At 72.1% G+C, this 16,323-nt stretch carries 18 protein-coding genes; 8 read left to right on the top strand and 10 right to left on the bottom strand.

From position 1 onward, the window contains the following. On the bottom strand, window positions 1-1,065 hold a 1,065-nt coding region (locus tag D0D15_RS32360; protein WP_244215005.1), incomplete at its 3' end, for a class I SAM-dependent RNA methyltransferase. Beyond that, entirely contained in the window at window positions 1,062-3,092 is a 2,031-nt protein-coding gene (locus D0D15_RS32355) for an APC family permease (protein WP_094007190.1), read from the bottom strand. The genes D0D15_RS32360 and D0D15_RS32355, both read right to left, overlap by 4 nt. A 103-nt stretch (window positions 3,093-3,195) precedes the next feature. On the opposite strand from D0D15_RS32355, the gene D0D15_RS32350 reads away from it, so the two are divergent. Further along, complete coding sequence (locus D0D15_RS32350) at window positions 3,196-3,861, top strand: potassium channel family protein (protein WP_094007188.1); 666 nt, start codon at window positions 3,196-3,198, stop codon at window positions 3,859-3,861. Beyond that, window positions 3,861-4,517, top strand: a complete 657-nt coding sequence (locus tag D0D15_RS32345) for a potassium channel family protein (protein ID WP_094007187.1) — start codon at window positions 3,861-3,863, stop codon at window positions 4,515-4,517. The genes D0D15_RS32350 and D0D15_RS32345 overlap by 1 nt, the downstream gene beginning before the upstream one ends. A 9-nt stretch (window positions 4,518-4,526) precedes the next feature. Here D0D15_RS32345 and D0D15_RS32340 read toward each other — a convergent pair whose 3' ends face one another. Further along, on the bottom strand, window positions 4,527-5,405 hold the full coding sequence (locus D0D15_RS32340) for an alpha/beta fold hydrolase (protein WP_094007185.1): 879 nt from the start codon (window positions 5,403-5,405) through the stop codon (window positions 4,527-4,529). A gap of 59 nt (window positions 5,406-5,464) precedes the next feature. Between D0D15_RS32340 and D0D15_RS32335 the strand changes: the two genes are divergently transcribed. Further along, on the top strand, window positions 5,465-6,052 hold the full coding sequence (locus D0D15_RS32335) for a TetR/AcrR family transcriptional regulator (RefSeq protein ID WP_158224460.1): 588 nt from the start codon (window positions 5,465-5,467) through the stop codon (window positions 6,050-6,052). Here the strand turns inward: D0D15_RS32335 and D0D15_RS32330 are convergent. Further along, complete coding sequence (locus D0D15_RS32330) at window positions 6,049-6,813, bottom strand: DUF3159 domain-containing protein (RefSeq protein ID WP_233157390.1); 765 nt, start codon at window positions 6,811-6,813, stop codon at window positions 6,049-6,051. The two genes, D0D15_RS32335 and D0D15_RS32330, sit on opposite strands and share 4 nt — an antisense overlap. Window positions 6,814-6,825: 12 nt before the next feature. Beyond that, window positions 6,826-7,203 carry an OB-fold nucleic acid binding domain-containing protein gene (locus tag D0D15_RS32325; RefSeq protein ID WP_026153310.1) on the bottom strand — a complete coding sequence of 126 codons (378 nt, stop codon included), beginning with the start codon at window positions 7,201-7,203 and terminating at the stop codon, window positions 6,826-6,828. A gap of 115 nt (window positions 7,204-7,318) precedes the next feature. Here D0D15_RS32325 and D0D15_RS32320 point away from each other — a divergent pair, with 115 nt between their 5' ends. Further along, window positions 7,319-8,014, top strand: a complete 696-nt coding sequence (locus D0D15_RS32320; protein ID WP_115944994.1) for an alpha/beta fold hydrolase — start codon at window positions 7,319-7,321, stop codon at window positions 8,012-8,014. Here D0D15_RS32320 and D0D15_RS32315 read toward each other — a convergent pair. The 3 genes from D0D15_RS32315 to dut form a co-directional block, all read right to left on the bottom strand. Next, window positions 7,967-8,941 (bottom strand): hypothetical protein, encoded by a 975-nt coding sequence (locus D0D15_RS32315; protein ID WP_162830705.1) that lies wholly within the window; start codon window positions 8,939-8,941, stop codon window positions 7,967-7,969. The genes D0D15_RS32320 and D0D15_RS32315 overlap by 48 nt on opposite strands. Before the next feature lie 73 nt (window positions 8,942-9,014). Next, a complete protein-coding gene (locus D0D15_RS32310) occupies window positions 9,015-9,665 on the bottom strand; it encodes a DUF3710 domain-containing protein (protein WP_094007179.1) in 651 nt (216 codons plus the stop codon). After that, a complete protein-coding gene (gene dut / locus D0D15_RS32305; RefSeq protein WP_094007178.1) occupies window positions 9,665-10,147 on the bottom strand; it encodes a dUTP diphosphatase in 483 nt (160 codons plus the stop codon). The genes D0D15_RS32310 and dut overlap by 1 nt, the downstream gene beginning before the upstream one ends. 24 nt (window positions 10,148-10,171) lie before the next feature. On the opposite strand from dut, the gene D0D15_RS32300 reads away from it, so the two are divergent. Further along, window positions 10,172-10,672 (top strand): DUF3093 domain-containing protein, encoded by a 501-nt coding sequence (locus tag D0D15_RS32300; protein WP_094007177.1) that lies wholly within the window; start codon window positions 10,172-10,174, stop codon window positions 10,670-10,672. 17 nt (window positions 10,673-10,689) lie between these two features. On the opposite strand, the gene D0D15_RS32295 is transcribed toward D0D15_RS32300, so the two are convergent. Further along, window positions 10,690-10,998, bottom strand: coding sequence for a DUF4193 domain-containing protein (locus D0D15_RS32295; protein ID WP_017983710.1), 309 nt, complete (start codon window positions 10,996-10,998; stop codon window positions 10,690-10,692). A gap of 392 nt (window positions 10,999-11,390) precedes the next feature. On the opposite strand from D0D15_RS32295, the gene cei reads away from it, so the two are divergent. Next, window positions 11,391-12,068 (top strand): envelope integrity protein Cei, encoded by a 678-nt coding sequence (gene cei, locus D0D15_RS32290; RefSeq protein ID WP_162830704.1) that lies wholly within the window; start codon window positions 11,391-11,393, stop codon window positions 12,066-12,068. Between the two features lie 768 nt (window positions 12,069-12,836). Here the strand turns inward: cei and D0D15_RS32285 are convergent. Continuing rightward, window positions 12,837-13,655: an inositol monophosphatase family protein gene (locus D0D15_RS32285; protein WP_115944991.1), complete on the bottom strand. Its 819-nt coding sequence runs from the start codon at window positions 13,653-13,655 to the stop codon at window positions 12,837-12,839. Window positions 13,656-13,719: 64 nt separating this feature from the next. On the opposite strand from D0D15_RS32285, the gene ppgK reads away from it, so the two are divergent. Continuing rightward, a complete protein-coding gene (ppgK, locus tag D0D15_RS32280) occupies window positions 13,720-14,481 on the top strand; it encodes a polyphosphate--glucose phosphotransferase (RefSeq protein WP_094007171.1) in 762 nt (253 codons plus the stop codon). A gap of 161 nt (window positions 14,482-14,642) precedes the next feature. Next, window positions 14,643-16,067 carry an RNA polymerase sigma factor gene (locus D0D15_RS32275; RefSeq protein ID WP_369806809.1) on the top strand — a complete coding sequence of 475 codons (1,425 nt, stop codon included), beginning with the start codon at window positions 14,643-14,645 and terminating at the stop codon, window positions 16,065-16,067. Window positions 16,068-16,323: the final 256 nt, after the last annotated feature.

Raw genomic sequence — 16,323 nt, 5'->3', positions numbered from 1 at the left:
TGTATAGAAGACAGGGGTTGCATTCGGGCTGGCGGCGACCGGCGTTGGTGGGGCGAGGGACGTAACGTACGGCGGGGGGATCAGAACCGGGACCTCCGGCCGCCCGGACAGCGACCGCAGCACGTGCTCGGTCCGGCCCGCCCGCCAGCTCACCTGCGGCAGGTCCGCCAGGTTCTGCTCACCGTCGCGCACCGCCCGGTGCCCCGACTCGACGGCCACCACGTGCCCGGTCACCCCGACCTGCGCGGCCAGCACCGAGGCGAACAACCCGACCCCCGAATAGAGGTCCCAGGCCAGCGCCCCCGGCGAGGCCCGCGCCCACTCCCGCACCACCGCGGCGAACGTCTCCGCCGCCGCCGGGTGCACCTGCCAGAACCCGTGGGCCTGCAACCACCAGTCCCGCCCCGCCGCGTGCTGCACCGCCACCCCACCGGCCAGCTGCCGCGCCCGGCGCTTGCCCCGCACGGTCGCGAGCTCGCGGGCGTGCACCTGGCCGTCCCCGTCGCTGGTCACCTCGATCTCGGTGCCCAGCCGCCACCGCCGCGACAGCGCCCGGTCCAGCGCGCCCGGCACCGCGATCGGGCACTTCTCCAGCGCCACGACCCGGTGGCTGCGATGGGCCCGCAACCCGGCTCGCCCGTCCTGGCCGGCGACCAGCCGGACCCGCGACCGCCAGCCCAGCACGTCCCCGGGCAGCGCCTCGACCTCGACCGGCCACTCCAGCCCGGCCAGCCGCTGCAGCTGCTCGGCCACCACGCGGCCCTTGAGCTCCCGCTGGAACTCCGGCGTCGCGTGCTGCCAGTCGCAGCCACCGCACTGCCCCGGCACCGCCAGCGGGCACGGCGGATCGACCCGCTCCGGCACCGCGCGGAGCACCTCCACCGCGTCCGCGCGGCAAAACGAGCCGCCCTTGTCCTCGGTGACCTCGGCCCGCACCAGCTCGCCGGGCAGCGCGTGCCGCACGAACACGACCCGGCCGTCCACCCGGGACACGCAGTGCCCGCCGTGGGCCACGGGTCCCACGTCGAGCTCCAGGATCCGGCCGGTCCAGTCCTGCCCGGTCACTTCCCGCCGTCCTTGCCGGCCCCGTTACCGGCAGCCCCGTCCTCGACGAAGCCGCGCCGCACGTCACCGGCCGCCGGACGGGTCCGCGCCGCGCGCCGCACCGCCTTCGCCGACGACGCCAGCTGCCACGGCACGCTGGTCACCATCACGCCCGGCTGGAACAACAGCCGCCCCTTGAGCCGCAGCGCGCTCTGGTTGTGCAGCAGCTGCTCCCACCAGCGCCCGACCACGTACTCCGGGATGAACACGGTCACCACGTCCCGCGGGTTGTCGCCGCGCACGCGCTTGACGTAGTCCAGCACCGGCCGGGTGATCTCGCGGTAGGGCGACTCGACGACCTTCAGCGGCACCTTGAAGCCCTTGGCCTCCCAGTCGGCGGCCAGCTGGCGCGTCTCGGCGTCGTCCACGTTGACCGTCACCGCCTCCAGCACGTCCGGCCGCATCGCCTTGGCGTAGGCCAGGGCGCGCATGGTCGGCAGGTGCAGTTTGGACACCAGCACGATCGCGTGGTTGCGCGAGGGCAGCACGGTCGGGCTGCCGTCCAGCGCGGCCAGCTCCTCGGCGACCCGGTCGTAGTGCTTGCGGATCGCGGTCATCAGCAGGTAGATCGCCACCATCGCGGCGATCGCGATCCACGCGCCGAGCAGGAACTTGGTGATCAGCACGATGATCAGCACGGTGCCGGTCATCGTCAGGCCGATCGCGTTGACCGTCTGCGACCGGCGCATCCGCCGCCGCGCCGCCGGGTCGGTCTCCCGGGACAGCAGCCGGTTCCAGTGCCGCAGCATGCCGGCCTGGCTCACCGTGAACGACACGAACACGCCCACGATGTAGAGCTGGATCAGCTTGGTGACCTCGGCGTCGAACGCGATGATCAGGACCAGCGCGAACGTGGCCAGGAACAGGATGCCGTTGGAGAAGGTCAGCCGGTCGCCCCGGGTGTGCAGCTGGCGCGGCAGGAACCGGTCCTGCGCGAGGATCGAGGCGAGCACCGGGAAACCGTTGAACGCGGTGTTCGCGGCCAGCAGCAGGATGATGCCGGTGCTGAAGGAGATGTAGTAGAACGCCGGCTCGAAGTGCGGGAACACCGCCTGCGCGATCTGGGCGACGATCGTCTTCTGCTGGTAGCCCTCCGGCGTGCCGCTCAGCTGGATCTCCGGGTCCTCGGCGAACTTGACGTCGGTGAGGATCGCCAGCGTGATGATGCCCAGCAGCATCGTCACCGCGAGCAGGCCCATCATCAGCAGCGTGGTGGCCGCGTTCTTCGACTTCGGCTTGCGGAACGCGGGCACACCGTTGCTGATCGCCTCGACCCCCGTCAGCGCCGCCGCGCCGGAGGAGAACGCGCGGGCGAGGAGGAACACGAACGCGAAGCCGGTGAACGAGGCCTCGGCGTGCAGCTCGAAGTCCGCGCTCTCCGCGCGCATCGGCGTGCCGCGGACCGCCTCGAACAGGCCCCACGCGACCATGCCCAGGATGCCGATGATGAACCCGTACGTCGGGATCGCGAACGCCTTGCCGGACTCGCGCACCCCGCGCAGGTTGATCGAGGTGAGGACCACCACGATGACCACCGCGCAGAGCACCTTGTGCTCGGCGACGAACGGGATCGCCGACCCGATGTTGGCGACCCCCGACGAGGTCGACACGGCGACGGTGAGGACGTAGTCGACCAGCAGCGCGCTGGCCACGGTCAGGCCGAATCTGCCGCCGAGGTTGGTGCTGGCGACCTCGTAGTCACCGCCGCCGCTGGGGTAGGCGTGCACGTTCTGGCGGTAGGAGGCCACCACGACCAGCATGACCACCGCGACGGCGATGCCGATCCACGGCGAGTAGGCGTACGCCGACAACCCCGCGACGCTCAGCGTCAGGAAGATCTCCTCGGGCGCGTAGGCCACGCTGGAGAGGGCGTCCGACGCGAAGATCGGCAGCGCGATCCGCTTCGGCAGCAGGGTGTGGGACAGCCGGTCGCTGCGGAACGGACGGCCGACGAGCAGCCGTTTGGTGGCGGTCGCAATCTTCGACACGTCAGAAGGGTACGGGCGGGTCCGCGAAGGGGCCGGACAAGGTAGGTTCTGCGTCGGCATCTACCGGGTAACCGCCGTTCGGGTGACACACAGGAGGCAGGACGTGCACGTGGTGATCATGGGGTGCGGCCGGGTGGGCGCGTCCCTGGCCGCGGCCCTCGAGCGCCTCGGTCACGAGGTCGCGGTGATCGACAAGACGCAGGAGGCGTTCCGGCGGCTCGGCAGCGACTTCCACGGCCAGCAGGTGCTCGGCATGGGCTTCGACCGGCAGGTGCTGATCGACGCCGGCATCGAGAAGGCGGGCGCCTTCGCGGCGGTGTCCAGCGGCGACAACTCCAACATCATCTCCGCGCGGGTGGCCCGCGAGAACTTCGGCGTCGAGCACGTCGTGGCCCGCATCTACGACCCCAAGCGCGCGGCGGTCTACGAGCGGCTGGGCATCCCGACGGTGGCGACCGTGCCGTGGACGACCGACCGGTTCCTGCGCACGCTGCTGCCCGACGGGGTGGCTTCGGCGTGGCGGGACCCCAGCGGCAACGTCGCGGTGCTGCAGCTGCCGCTGCACGAGGGCTGGGTCGGCCGCAGCGTCAACGAGCTGCAGGAGACGACCGGCGCGCGGGTCGCGTTCATCATGCGGTTCGGCACGCCCGTTCTGCCCGATTCCAAGACGGTGTTGCAGGCGGACGATCTGGTCTACGTGGCCGCGAAGTCCGGGACCGTCGGCGACGTGACGAGCATTGCGGCGCGTGCGCCGGAGGAGGAAGCCTGATGCGGGTCGCGATCGCGGGGGCCGGCGCGGTGGGCCGGTCGATCGCCAAGGAGCTGATCGACGGCGGCCACCAGGTCATGCTGATCGAGCGGCAGGACGGGCAGTTCGAACCGGACGCCGTCGAGCAGGCCGACTGGGTGCTCGGCGACGCGTGCGAGGTCTCGACGCTGGAGGAGTCCGGCATCGAGCGCTGCGACGTGGTGATCGCCGCGACCGGTGACGACAAGGTGAACCTGGTCGTGTCGCTGCTGGCGAAGACCGAGTTCGCGGTGCGGCGCGTGGTGGCGCGGGTGAACAACCCGGCCAACGAGTGGCTCTACACCGACGCGTGGGGCGTGGACGTCGCCGTGTCGACGCCGCGGATCCTGGCCGCGATGGTCGAGGAGGCGGTCAGCGTCGGAGACCTGGTGCGGCTGCTGACGTTCCGGCAGGGGCAGGCCAACCTGGTCGAGCTGACCCTGCCGGACCAGACCCCGCTGGCCGGGCGCCCGGTGAGCGACCTGGCGCTGCCGCGGGACGCCGCGCTGGTGACGATCCTGCGCGGCGACCGGGTGATCGTGCCGCAGCCGGAGGACCCGCTGGAGCCGGGCGACGAGCTGCTGTTCGTGGCCAGCGCCGAGGTGGAGAACGACATCCGCAAGGCGCTCGGTTACTAGCGCACTGGGCTACTGGCGGCCGAGGAGGTCCCGGATCGCGGCGGTGACCTCGCCGGGGCGTTCCTCCGGCAGGAAGTGGCCGCAGGGCAGGACCCGCGTGCGCAGGTCCGGCGCCCAGCTCGCCCACAGCTGCCGCGGGTCGAACGGCAGGACCACCTCGCCGGGGTCCTGCCACATCGCCAGGACCGGCATCGTCAGCGTGCGGCCGGCGTCGCGGTCGGCCTGGTCGTGCCCGGCGTCGACGAACGCGCTGGCGCGGTAGTCCTGGCAGATCGCGTGGATCGCGGCCGGAGTGCCCGCCGCGGCCAGGTAGGCGGCCCGGACGTCGGCCGGGATCGCGCCCGGCTCGGCCGTCCAGGTGTCCAGGAAGTGACCGAAGAACACGTCCGGGGCTGCCCCGATCATCCGCTCCGGCAGGCCGGAACCCTGCGCGAGCAGGTACAGGTGGAACGCGAACACCCCGCCGGCGCCGTGCAGCGCGGCCCAGTTGTCCACGGTCGGGATCACGTCGAGCACGGCGAGGTGCTCGATGACACCGGGGTGGTCGAGCGCGGCCCGGAAGGCGACCAGCGCTCCCCGGTCATGCCCGACGACGCTGAACCGCTCGTGACCGAGTTCGCGCATCAGCGCGACCATCGTGGCGGCCGTGACGCGTTTCGCGTACGCGGCGGGGTCGTCGCCCGGCGGCGGGGCGCTCGCGCCGTAACCGGGCAGGTCCGGGCACACCACGTGGAAGTCCGCGGCCAGCGAGGCGGCCACGTGCCGCCACGCCAGGTGGGTCTGGGGGAAACCGTGGAGGAGCAACACCGGGTGCCCGGCGCCGCCGTGTGCCACGTGCACGCTCGAGCCGTCCACCGCAACCGTGCGCTCGACCAGTCCAGGGATCACTTCCGCAGCCTCCAGCTGTACGGCGTCCAATTCATACTGGACACTGTACAGTAGGCGTCGTGGAACGTGCTCCTGGTCATCGCGCCGGACTGACCCGCGCGGCGGTGGTCGGCGCCGCGCGCGAATTGCTGTCCGAGCGGGGGCTGACCGGCTTGTCGATGCGGGCGCTGGCGGCGCGGCTCGACGTCGCGCCGAACGCCCTCTACAGCCACGTCGCGAGCAAGACGGCCCTGCTCGACGCGGTGCTGGACGACGTGCTCGCCGAGGTCGACACGCCGCCGGAGGACGGCGACCCGGCCGAGGGCCTGCAGCGGCTGATGACCTCGACCTACACGGTGCTCCTGGACCACGCGGACCTCGTGCCGCTCTACCTGAGCCGGCAGGGCGCGCACGGCCCCAACGCGCAGCGCCTCGGGGAGATCACCGCCGCGCTCCTGCGCCGGGCGGAGGTCGCCGAACCGGCCGTGCCGGAGGCGTTGCGGGTGCTGATCGTCTACACGATCGGTTTCGCCGCGTTCACCCGCCACCTGCCCCCGGGAGCGGGCACCGAGCGGCAGCCGAGCGCGGCGGAGATGCGGGGCAACTTCGACCGGGGCCTGGGCTGGCTGCTCACCGGCATCCGCGTGCAGCCGGACCGGCGGCGCTAGGCCTCCTGCGGCGGCTGGCCGTACTTGAGCCGGAGGCGGGCCTCGACGTCGGCCTCCTCGGCGACGCGGGCCTCTTCGAGGGCCTTGAGGCGCTTGTCGGAGCGGCGCACGGCCCACACGACGACCAGCAGCGCCAGCCCGTACAGCGGCCAGCCCATCGCGATCTTGGCGAAGGCCAGCCAGCCGGTGTGGTCGGCGTCGTAGAGCCACCGCTGCACCACGAACCGCGCGCCGAAGACGGCGGCGAGCGCGAGGGTGGCGATGTCGTAGCCGAGGCGCGACGGCTTGTCCCGGCGCCACGCGGTGCCGGTGCCGTTGAGGAAGTTCCAGATCACGCCAGCCAGCGGCCAGCGGACCAGCACGGACGCCACGAACACGCCGCAGTAGACGAGGCTCGCCCAGATCCCGAACAGGAAGAACCCCTTCGCCGACCCGGTGCGGTAGGCGATGAACGCGCCGATGCCCACGCCGAACAGGCCGGAGATCGCCGGCTGCAGCGACTCGCGGCGCACCAGGCGCACGATCGTGATCAGCGCGGCGCTGGCGACCGCGCTCCAGATGCCCACGGTGAGCCCGAAGAACGAGTTCGCGAGCACGAACACGACGATCGGCACGGAGGAGTAGACGAGCCCGGACACGCCGCCCATCTGCTCCAGCATCGTGGGCTCGGGCCGCTCACCCACCCGCCCAGGCTCGGCCCCGGACTCGGACTCGGCGGGGCGGTCGTCGGTCTTGTCGCCTGGACGGGCGGGTTCAGTCACGCGGTTACCAATTCAGGAGGTCGTCTGCAGCTCGTAGAACGGGTTGTACAGCACCTTCTGGCCGTCTCGCTCGGCCATGCGGCCACGGACCTTGATGGTCCGGCCCGGTTCGATGCCCGGGATGCGGCGCCGTCCCAGCCAGACTAGCGTCACGCCCTCCGTGCCGTCGAACAACTCGGCACGCAGTGTCGCCGCCTCTTTCGTGGGACACAGCTCCACGCTGCGTAACCGCCCCAGGACGGTCACCTCTTCGCCCGACCGGCAGTCGCAGGCTCGTCGCGCACCGCCGGCCTCGGATTTTTCGGACAGATCATCAGCGTCGAGTTCCTCGACGTCGCTGGTCAGCTTGCGTACCAGCCGGCTGAAATAGCCGCCGTCTTTGGCGGACATAGGCGTCTGCTCCTGTTCCAGGGCCCCCGACTCGAACGGCCCGTACGTCATCCAGCCTAACCTCGTGGGGGCCAGCACAACGGCTTTGCGGCAAGATCGCAACGTGACGTCCGCTATGCCGAAACCGGCCGCCGTTCTGCTACCCGGGACGGGCTCGGACGAGGTGTTCGTCCGGTCCGTTTTCGCAGGTCCGCTGGCCGCGTTCGGGATGCGCACGGTGGCCCCGCCGTCGCCGCGCGGGGCGGCGGTGACGGCGGGCCTGCTCACTTCGCTCGACGAGGCGGCCGCGGACGGCCCGGTGCTCGCCGGAGGCATCTCCTTGGGGGCGCATCTGGCGGCCGAATGGGCGGTGCGCAATCCGGGCAAATGCGCCGGACTGCTGCTCGCGATGCCCGCGTGGTGCGGCCATCCCGGCGAGGCGCCGGCCTCGCTCGCCGCGCGCGCGTCGGCCGACCTGGTCGACGCGCACGGGCTGGACGAGGCGCTGCGGCTGGCGACGGCCGGGGTGGCGCCGTGGCTCGGCGCCGAGCTGACGCGGGCGTGGCGCCGGCACGGCGACGGCCTGGCGGCGAGCCTGCGCGTCGCGGCGGCCCACCCCGCGCCGACGCTGGAGGCGCTGGCGGAACTGGACATCCCGGTCGGAATCGCCGCGTGCACGGACGATCCGGTCCACCCGGCCGCGGTGGCGCACGCCTGGGCGAAAGCGCTTCCCCGGGCCGTGGTCCGGGAGACCACGCTGGCGGCGCTGGGCGCCGACCGCGAGTCACTGGGCCGGGCCGCGCTGCTGGCCTGGCTCCAGACGGGCGGGTGAGGTCCGCACCGCCGCCGCGGCGGCCGCCACGGCGGTGACCGCCAACGCGGCCGCGGCGAGCAGGGTCGCGCCGTCCGGCCGCAGCAGCGCCTGACCACGCAGCGCCTGCCAGGTCAGCAAGACGATCAGGCCGAGGTACTCCACCGCCGCGATCCGGATCAGCCGCCGCCGCACGACCGCGGGCCGCAGCACGGGCACCCGGCGGGACAGCGCCTCCAGGCCGAACGCCAGCAGCGGGATCAGCTGCAGCGCGTGCAGGCCGGCGAAGTGCGCGATCCGCAGGTCGCCGCCGTCCACGCTCCAGCCGGTCAGCGGCAGGCCGGGCCCGTCCTCGGGCGCACCGACGCTGTGCGACCCGACGACGGCGGGCTCACCGCCCGCGTCGATCACGGCCTGCTGTTCCGGGGTCGGGGTGAACATCAGCATGCCCAGCGCCATCCCGGTCAGCGCCAGGAAGAGCCCGGCGCGCATCAGCGCGGCCCGCGCGGGGTCGGCCAGGCGCTGCCACACCAGCAGCAGCGCGACGACCAGGGTCGCGGCCCACAGCAGGTACACCGCGGTGGCCATCTGGTTGTGGATGAACCGGTCGGCCTCGGTCGCGAAGTTGAAGTGCAGGCGCCGCCCGCGGACGATCGTCTGCCCGATGATCAGCACCATCTCGACGGTCAGCCCGGCGGCCACGGCCGTGCCCATCCACCAGCCCCAGCGCCGCGCCCTGGGCAGCAGGGACAGCATCCACGACAGAGTGGCCGTGTACAACGCGATCGAGACGGCGAACTTGGCCGTCTTGCTCCAGACGGGAGCGCCGACGAGCTGCCGGGGATCAGCGAACAGGCCCACCACGGCGACCGCGGCCAGCACGGCCATCACGGCGGTGACGACTACCAGCGGGCGGTGCAGACCCGCCCGGCTCTCGATCAGCGACATGATCAAGAGCTTTCCGCCCGCCGGGAGCACGCACACTGGTGCGCGCTCCCGCGATCACGGTGGGGCGGGCCCCCTACTGCTGCGCCTGCTGCTGCGCGATGTGCTCCGCCACCGCGTCCGGCAGCGTGATCGGCAGCGGGGTGCGCACCGGCATCGGCGCGTCGCCCCGGTCGACGATCGTGCCGCGGACGATGTCGCGCAGCACCGCGGGCGCCTCGGCGGCCATCGACTGCGGTCCGGCGATCACGCCGCGCAGCATCCAGCGCGGGCCGTCCACCCCGACGAACCGCAGCGCGACGTCACCGATCAGCGCGGACAGCTCCGGCCCCCACTCGCCCTGGCCGGGGGCGACCTTGGCGCCGTCGGTGCGCAGCTGGTCGGTCAGCTCGGCGATCACCTCGCGCCACAGCCCGCCCGACCGCGGCGCGGCGTAGGCGCTCACGGTGACCTGCCCGTGGGCCGTCACCACGTGCACCGCCCGCACCCCACCGGCCTGCGGGTCCATCTCGACCTGCACCTGGGTGCCGTCGGGCACCGGGACCCGCACCGAGCCGAGGTCGATCCGCGGCCGGCCGTCCTCGGGCGCCTCGGTGACGTCGAACGGCCCCTCGGAGGCGTCCGGCTCCGGGTCTTCTTCCGGCTCCTCGGCGACGTCCTCTTCCCAGGACTCGTCGGGGTCGGCCATCGCGTGGCGGCCCCGCTTCTTGCGTCCGAAGATGCCCACTACTTCCTCGTTCCTTCCCCGGGGTTTCCGGTCAGCGTCGCATGCCCTCCGGTCGATCCGTACCCGCCGGCCCCGCGCTCGGTGGCCGCGAGCTCCGCGACCTCCACGAACTCGGCCGTCTCCACGCGCTGGACCACCAGCTGCGCGATCCGGTCACCCCGCGCGAGCCGGATCGGCTCGGTGCGGTCGTGGTTGACCAGGCACACCTTGATCTCCCCGCGGTAGCCGGAATCGATGGTGCCCGGCGTGTTCACCACGGACAGCCCGGTGCGCGCGGCCAGTCCCGAGCGCGGGTGCACGAACCCGGCGTAGCCCGGCGGCAGCGCGATCGCCACGCCGGTACCCACCAGCGCCCGCTCGCCGGGCTCCAGGACGACGTCGGTGGTCGTCACGAGGTCGGCGCCGGCGTCACCGGACCGGGCGTAGGACGGGATCGGGACGCCCGGATCGAGCCGGGTGAGCAGGACCTGAACGGGGGACACGGGCGGCGAGACTACCCTGAAGGCATGGGTGAGCACGCGAGCGCGGCGGGTGCGGTGGGTGAGACGGCCACGGGAGACGGCCGGACGCGGTATTCCGAACGGCTGTACCTGTCGTGGTGGGGCTGGCCGCTGCCGCTGGCGGGCGCGGCGCTGCTGGCCTACGAGATCCACCTCGGCTACCCGGCGGTGCCGTTGTGGCTGCCGTTCGCGGTGCTGATGCCGCTGGCCGTGGCGTTGCTGGTGGCGATGGGCCGGGCCCGGATCCGGGTGACCGGCGACGAGCTGGAGGTCGGGGACGCTCATCTGCCGTTGCGGTTCGTCGGTGAGGTCGAGGTCATCGGGAAGGACCGGAAGCGGAAGGCGATGGGACCGGAACTCGACCCCGCCGCTTACGTGACGCATCGCGGCTGGGTCGGTTCGCTGCTGCGCGTGCACCTGACCGATCCCGCGGACCCGACCCCCTACTGGGTGTTCAGTACCCGCCGGCCGGAGGCACTGGCCGAGCTGCTCCGCTCAGGGAAGTAGCCCGGCCGCCCGCGGTGTCACGCGCAGTCGCGGCAGATCATCTGCCCGTTGTGCTCCTCCGCCAGCCGGCTGCGGTGGTGCACCAGGAAGCACACGGAGCAGGTGAACTCGTCCGCCTGCTTCGGCACCACCTTCACCGTCAGGTCCTCACCCGACAGCCCGGACAGGTCCGCGCCCGGCAACTCGAAGTTCTCCGCGCTCGCGTCCTCGTCCACGTCCACCACGCCGGACTGCGTCTCGTTCCGGCGAGCCTTCAGCTCCTCCAACGAGTCCTCGGCGAGCTCGTCGGCTTCGCTGCGGCGCGGAGCGTCGTAGTCGGTCGCCATTGTCCCTCACCCCTGCGATCAGCTCTGTAATCACTGTTCAAGCACGCTGTTCGCATGCCATCGTGCCGCTGGACAACGTCCCAGCGCCCCGGTTTGTGCCCGCCGCCGTAGTGAGCCAGGTCTCTCTTCAGCAACGTGTTTCGATACCTGATCCACGGGCGGAGCCCGCAGAGGGTAGCTCACGCTTTACCCGGACGCGCAGAGTGTCATTCGAAGCAGGACGTACGTCACCCAACAGGGGGAACGCGGTGCGGGGAGGTTCATGGGACCGTGCGACACGGACCCCGGCTTCGGCCGGGTGACGGCGCTGGTGCACTGTAACGCCTACGCTGATCAGGAACGACGGTTCGGGCGAGCGGGTGTTCGGGTCTTCGATCGAAGGGATGGGGCAGGTGTCGTCGGGGATCGGTTACGGCAACCGGAGATCGCGGCCCTACCGCAAGCGCCGTCCGCTGCCCGCCCTGATCGTGATCGGGGTGCTCGGCCTCATCGCGATGTTCATCTGGGTGCGCGCGATCACCAGCAAGCAGGACATCGACGCGGCGCTGCGGTGCGATCCGCCGCCCACGCCACCGCCCGGGGTGACGTACACCAACCTGGGGTACACCGCGCTCGACGGGACGACACCGGTGCCCGCCGACCGGATCGCGGTGAAGGTGCTCAACGCCAGCGAGAAGCGCGGGCAGGCCGCGATCACCACGGAAAGCCTGCGGCAGCTGGGTTTCACGCAGATCGCGCCGCCGGAGAACGACCCCGCCTACGCGACCGCCGAGGCGGCTTGCCGCGGCCAGTTGCGCTTCGGTGACAACGGCAGCTCCGCGGCGCGCACGCTCAGCCTGGTCGTGCCGTGCGTCGAGCTGGTGCGGGACAACCGCGAGGACGCCAGCGTGGACCTGGCGATCGGCAGCGCCTTCGGCGACGTGGTGCCGACGCAGGCGGCGCGCGAGATCCTCGCGCAGCTGCAGGCGTGGTCGGCCCAGCACGACGGCGACGCCGGCGAGCAGTCCGCGGTGAGCCCCCCGCCGATCGACGAGGCGCTGCTGGCCGCCGCGCGCCCCGGCACCTGCTGAGGCCCGGCGAGTCCCCCACTCGGGCAGGCGAGTCCCACGCTCCGGCTGGCGAGTCCCACGCTCACGCGCGCGAGTCCCCCACTCGGGCAGGCGAGTTCCGCGCTCGGCGCGTGGCCCCGCGAACGCGGGGTGGACGGGCGCCGCGGCGGGCCAGTCTCATCCTCGCCCGCGAGGCCCACGCACGGTCCGGGGAGTTCCACGCTCCGGCAGGTGAGTTCCGCGCTCGGGCCCGGCAGGTGAGTTCCGCGCTCGGCGCGCAGGCGCCGCCAACACGGGCGGAAGGGTGCCGCGGCGGCCAGCCTCATCCGCCCGCGAGGCCCACGCACGGTCCGGGGAGTTCCACGCTCCGGCAGGTGAGTTCCGCGCTCGGGCCCGGCAGGTGAGTTCCGCGCTCGGCGCGCAGGCGCCGCCAACACGGGCGGAAGGGTGCCGCGGCGGCCAGCCTCATCCGCCCGCGAGTTCCACGCTCGGGCAGGTGAGTCCCCACTCCGGCAGGTGAGTTCCGCGCTCACGCGCGCGAGTCCCCCACTCGGGCAGGCGAGTTCCGCGCTCGGCGCGTGGCCCCGCGAACGCGGGGTGGACGGGTGCCGCGGCGGCCAGCCTCATCCAGCGCCCGCGAGTCCCACGCACACCCGCGAGTCCCGCGCTCCGGCTGGCGAGTCCTGCAACCCGGCAGGCGAGTTCCGCGCTCGCGCGCGGCCCCGCCAACGCGGGCGCACGGGCGCGGCAGCCGACCACCCTCATCCAGCGCCCGCGTGCCACCCGGCGCTACACGTCCTTGACGCCGCACTCCACTGCCGCGTCGTAGAGCGCCTCGGCGATCGACGGGGCCGCCGCGAAGGTCGCGTCCTCCCCCAGCGCCGGGTCCGCGCCCGGCACGTGCACCACCGCGCCCGCCTCGGCCGCGATCAGCGCCCCGGCCGCCCAGTCCCACCGGTTCAGCCCGTGCTCCACGTACCCGTCCAGCCACCCGGCCGCCACCGCGCACAGGTCCAGCGACGCCACCCCGGCCCGGCGCACGTCCCGCACCCTGGTCAGCAGCCCGGACACGAACCGGGCCTGCCGGGCCCGCCGCTCGGCCTGGTACGCGAACCCGGTGCCGACCAGGCTCAGCTCCAGCCGCGACGGCGAGGACACCGCCAGCCGCCGCCCGTCCAGCCACGCGCCCTGGCCCCGCACGGCCGTCCAGCAGCGCCCGCTGACCGGCTCCACCACCGCCCCGGCCACCGACACCCCGTCCACCTGCGCCGCCAGCGACACGGCGAACAGGGGCGCGCCGTAGAGGAAGTTCACGGTGCCGTCGATCGGGTCCACCACCCACGTCACCCCGTCACCGGCGGAGCCGCCGGCCTCCTCCCCCAGCACGTGGTCCCCCGGCCGCAGCTCCGCCAGCCGGGCGCGCACCAGCTGCTCGGCCGCGCGGTCGGCCGCGGTGACCACGTCGGTGTCGGTCGACTTGGTCTCGACCGACACCGCCTCACCTGCGACCATGGCGTCACGGGCACGGCGGACCAGGTCCGCGGCCTCGGCCGCGACCCGGACCGCGACGTCCTTCAACTCTGTTTCGGCAGCTCCCACGTCCACCATGGGACCACACCCGGTTAAAGTCTCCGGCACAGGTTTCTGAATCGAGCGAGAAGGGACGGCGCCAATGACGGCGACCCGAGGTTTCGGAATCGACATCGGCGGCAGCGGTATCAAGGGCGCCCTTGTCGACCTGGAAAAGGGCGCACTGATCGGCGACCGCTTCCGGATCGACACCCCGCGCCCGGCGACCCCGGACGCGGTGGCCGACGTGGTGGCCCAGATCGTGGCCCACTTCGGCTGGGACGGCCCGGTCGGCATCACGCTGCCCGCGGTGGTGAAGAAGGGCGTCGCGCACACGGCGGCGAACATCGACCCCGCCTGGATCGGCACCGACGCGGACGCGCTGTTCGCCAAGCGGCTGGACCGCCACGAGGACGACATCGCGATGCTCAACGACGCCGACGCGGCCGGCATGGCCGAGATCCGCTACGGCGACCCGGCGGCCCGCAAGGGCGTCACCACCCTGCTGACGTTCGGCACCGGCATCGGCAGCGCCCTCTTCCAGCACGGCACCCTGATGCCGAACACCGAGTTCGGCCACCTCGAGGTCGACGGGCACGACGCGGAGAAGAAGGCGGCCGCCTCGGTCAAGGACAACGAGGGCCTGTCCTACCCGCAGTGGGCCAAGCGCGTGAACCGTTACCTTTCCGTGCTGGAGAACCTCATCTGGCCGGATCTGTTCATCGTGGGCGGCGGGGTCAGCAAGAAGGCCGAGAAATGGGTCCCGCTGCTGGAGATCAGGACACCGGTCCTGGTCGCATCGCTGCAGAACAACGCGGGGATCGTGGGCGCGGCGCTGGCGGCCGCCGAGGGCCTGGAGCACTGAGTCCGGGACCGGGTTCGCCGAGTTCGACCGATGATCGGCCGCAACACACCGGCGTATCGTCGTTACAATGGAACACGGCCCACGGTCGCGGAGGACAAAACCGCAGGCCGCGGGACGTTCCCCGAATCTGAGGCGGCCGGGACGCACCATCCCGGCTCGCCGTGATCGACCGCTGCGAAAGGGCGTACGTGGCAGCCGCAAAAACCGCTACCCGAAGCGGCACGAAGACAACGAGCGCCGCCGACGTGAGCGCGGAACCCGACGCGGGCCGTGAGAACGTGACCGAGGCCGAGGCTCAGGGCTCCGGCGCCACGAAGAAGGCGACCACCCGGAAGCCGGCCGCGGCCAAGGGCCCGAAGAAGGCTCCGGCCAAGGGCCGCTCCACCCGCAAGGCCGGCAAGACCGACGACGGGGAGCCGGACGGCCCCGGCGGCGAGGAGATCGAGGACGTCGACCTCGAAGCCGATCTCGCCGACCTCGAGAGCGAGGTGGAGGTCGACGTCGTCGACGCGACCGTCACCGACGAGGCGGAGGATCTCGACGAGGACGAGCCGGACGAGAAGACGCCGGCCAAGTCGGGCGCCAAGTCGACCGACCGCGACTTCGTCTGGGACGAGGAGGAGTCGGAGGCCCTGCGGCAGGCCCGCAAGGACGCCGAGCTCACCGCGTCCGCGGACTCGGTGCGCGCGTACCTGAAGCAGATCGGCAAGGTCGCGCTGCTCAACGCCGAGGAGGAGGTCGAGCTCGCCAAGCGGATCGAGGCCGGCCTGTACGCGGCGGAGCGGCTGCGCGTCGCCGAGGAGGAGGGCGAGAAGCTCGCCACCCAGATGCGCCGTGACCTGCGCTGGATCATCCGGGACGGGGAGCGCGCCAAGAACCACCTGCTGGAGGCGAACCTCCGGCTGGTCGTGTCGCTGGCCAAGCGCTACACCGGTCGCGGCATGGCGTTCCTGGACCTGATCCAGGAGGGCAACCTGGGCCTGATCCGTGCGGTCGAGAAGTTCGACTACACCAAGGGCTACAAGTTCTCCACCTACGCGACGTGGTGGATCCGGCAGGCGATCACCCGCGCCATGGCCGACCAGGCGCGCACCATCCGCATTCCGGTGCACATGGTCGAGGTGATCAACAAACTCGGCCGCATACAGCGTGAGCTGCTGCAGGACCTCGGCCGCGAGCCCACCCCCGAGGAGCTCGCGAAGGAGATGGACATCTCCCCGGAGAAGGTCCTGGAGATCCAGCAGTACGCCCGCGAGCCGATCTCGCTGGACCAGACGATCGGCGACGAGGGCGACTCGCAGCTGGGCGACTTCATCGAGGACTCGGAAGCGGTCGTCGCGGTCGACGCGGTGTCGTTCACGCTGCTGCAGGACCAGCTCCAGTCGGTGCTGCAGACGCTGTCCGAGCGCGAGGCCGGCGTGGTCCGGCTGCGCTTCGGCCTGACCGACGGTCAGCCGCGGACTTTAGACGAGATCGGCCAGGTCTACGGCGTCACGCGCGAGCGCATCCGCCAGATCGAATCGAAGACCATGTCCAAGCTGCGCCACCCCAGCCGGTCGCAGGTCCTCCGGGACTACCTGGACTAGCAGAAGAGAAGAAGCCCGGGCTGCCGACGGTGGCCCGGGCTTTTTTCTTTTCCAGCACCACGGCTGAACCGCAAGACGGCAACGGCAGTGGACCGACCACGCACCAGACCTCCCCCGCCCCCGATCCACGGTCGTCAACGCGGTACTCGAGGGCGGGCTGAGCTATACCGAAGCGGCGCGCGATTTTGATTTGGTCGCGCAGACGGTGCATAACTGGGTGACGGCCGAGAAAAAGAAGAGAGCTGAAGAGTCGCCG

The organism is Amycolatopsis thermalba (assembly GCF_003385215.1).
In the GTDB taxonomy this organism is placed as follows: domain Bacteria; phylum Actinomycetota; class Actinomycetes; order Mycobacteriales; family Pseudonocardiaceae; genus Amycolatopsis_E; species Amycolatopsis_E thermalba.
Note: the sequence above shows the minus strand (reverse complement) of the source record. Positions and strands in the feature narration are given on the sequence as shown.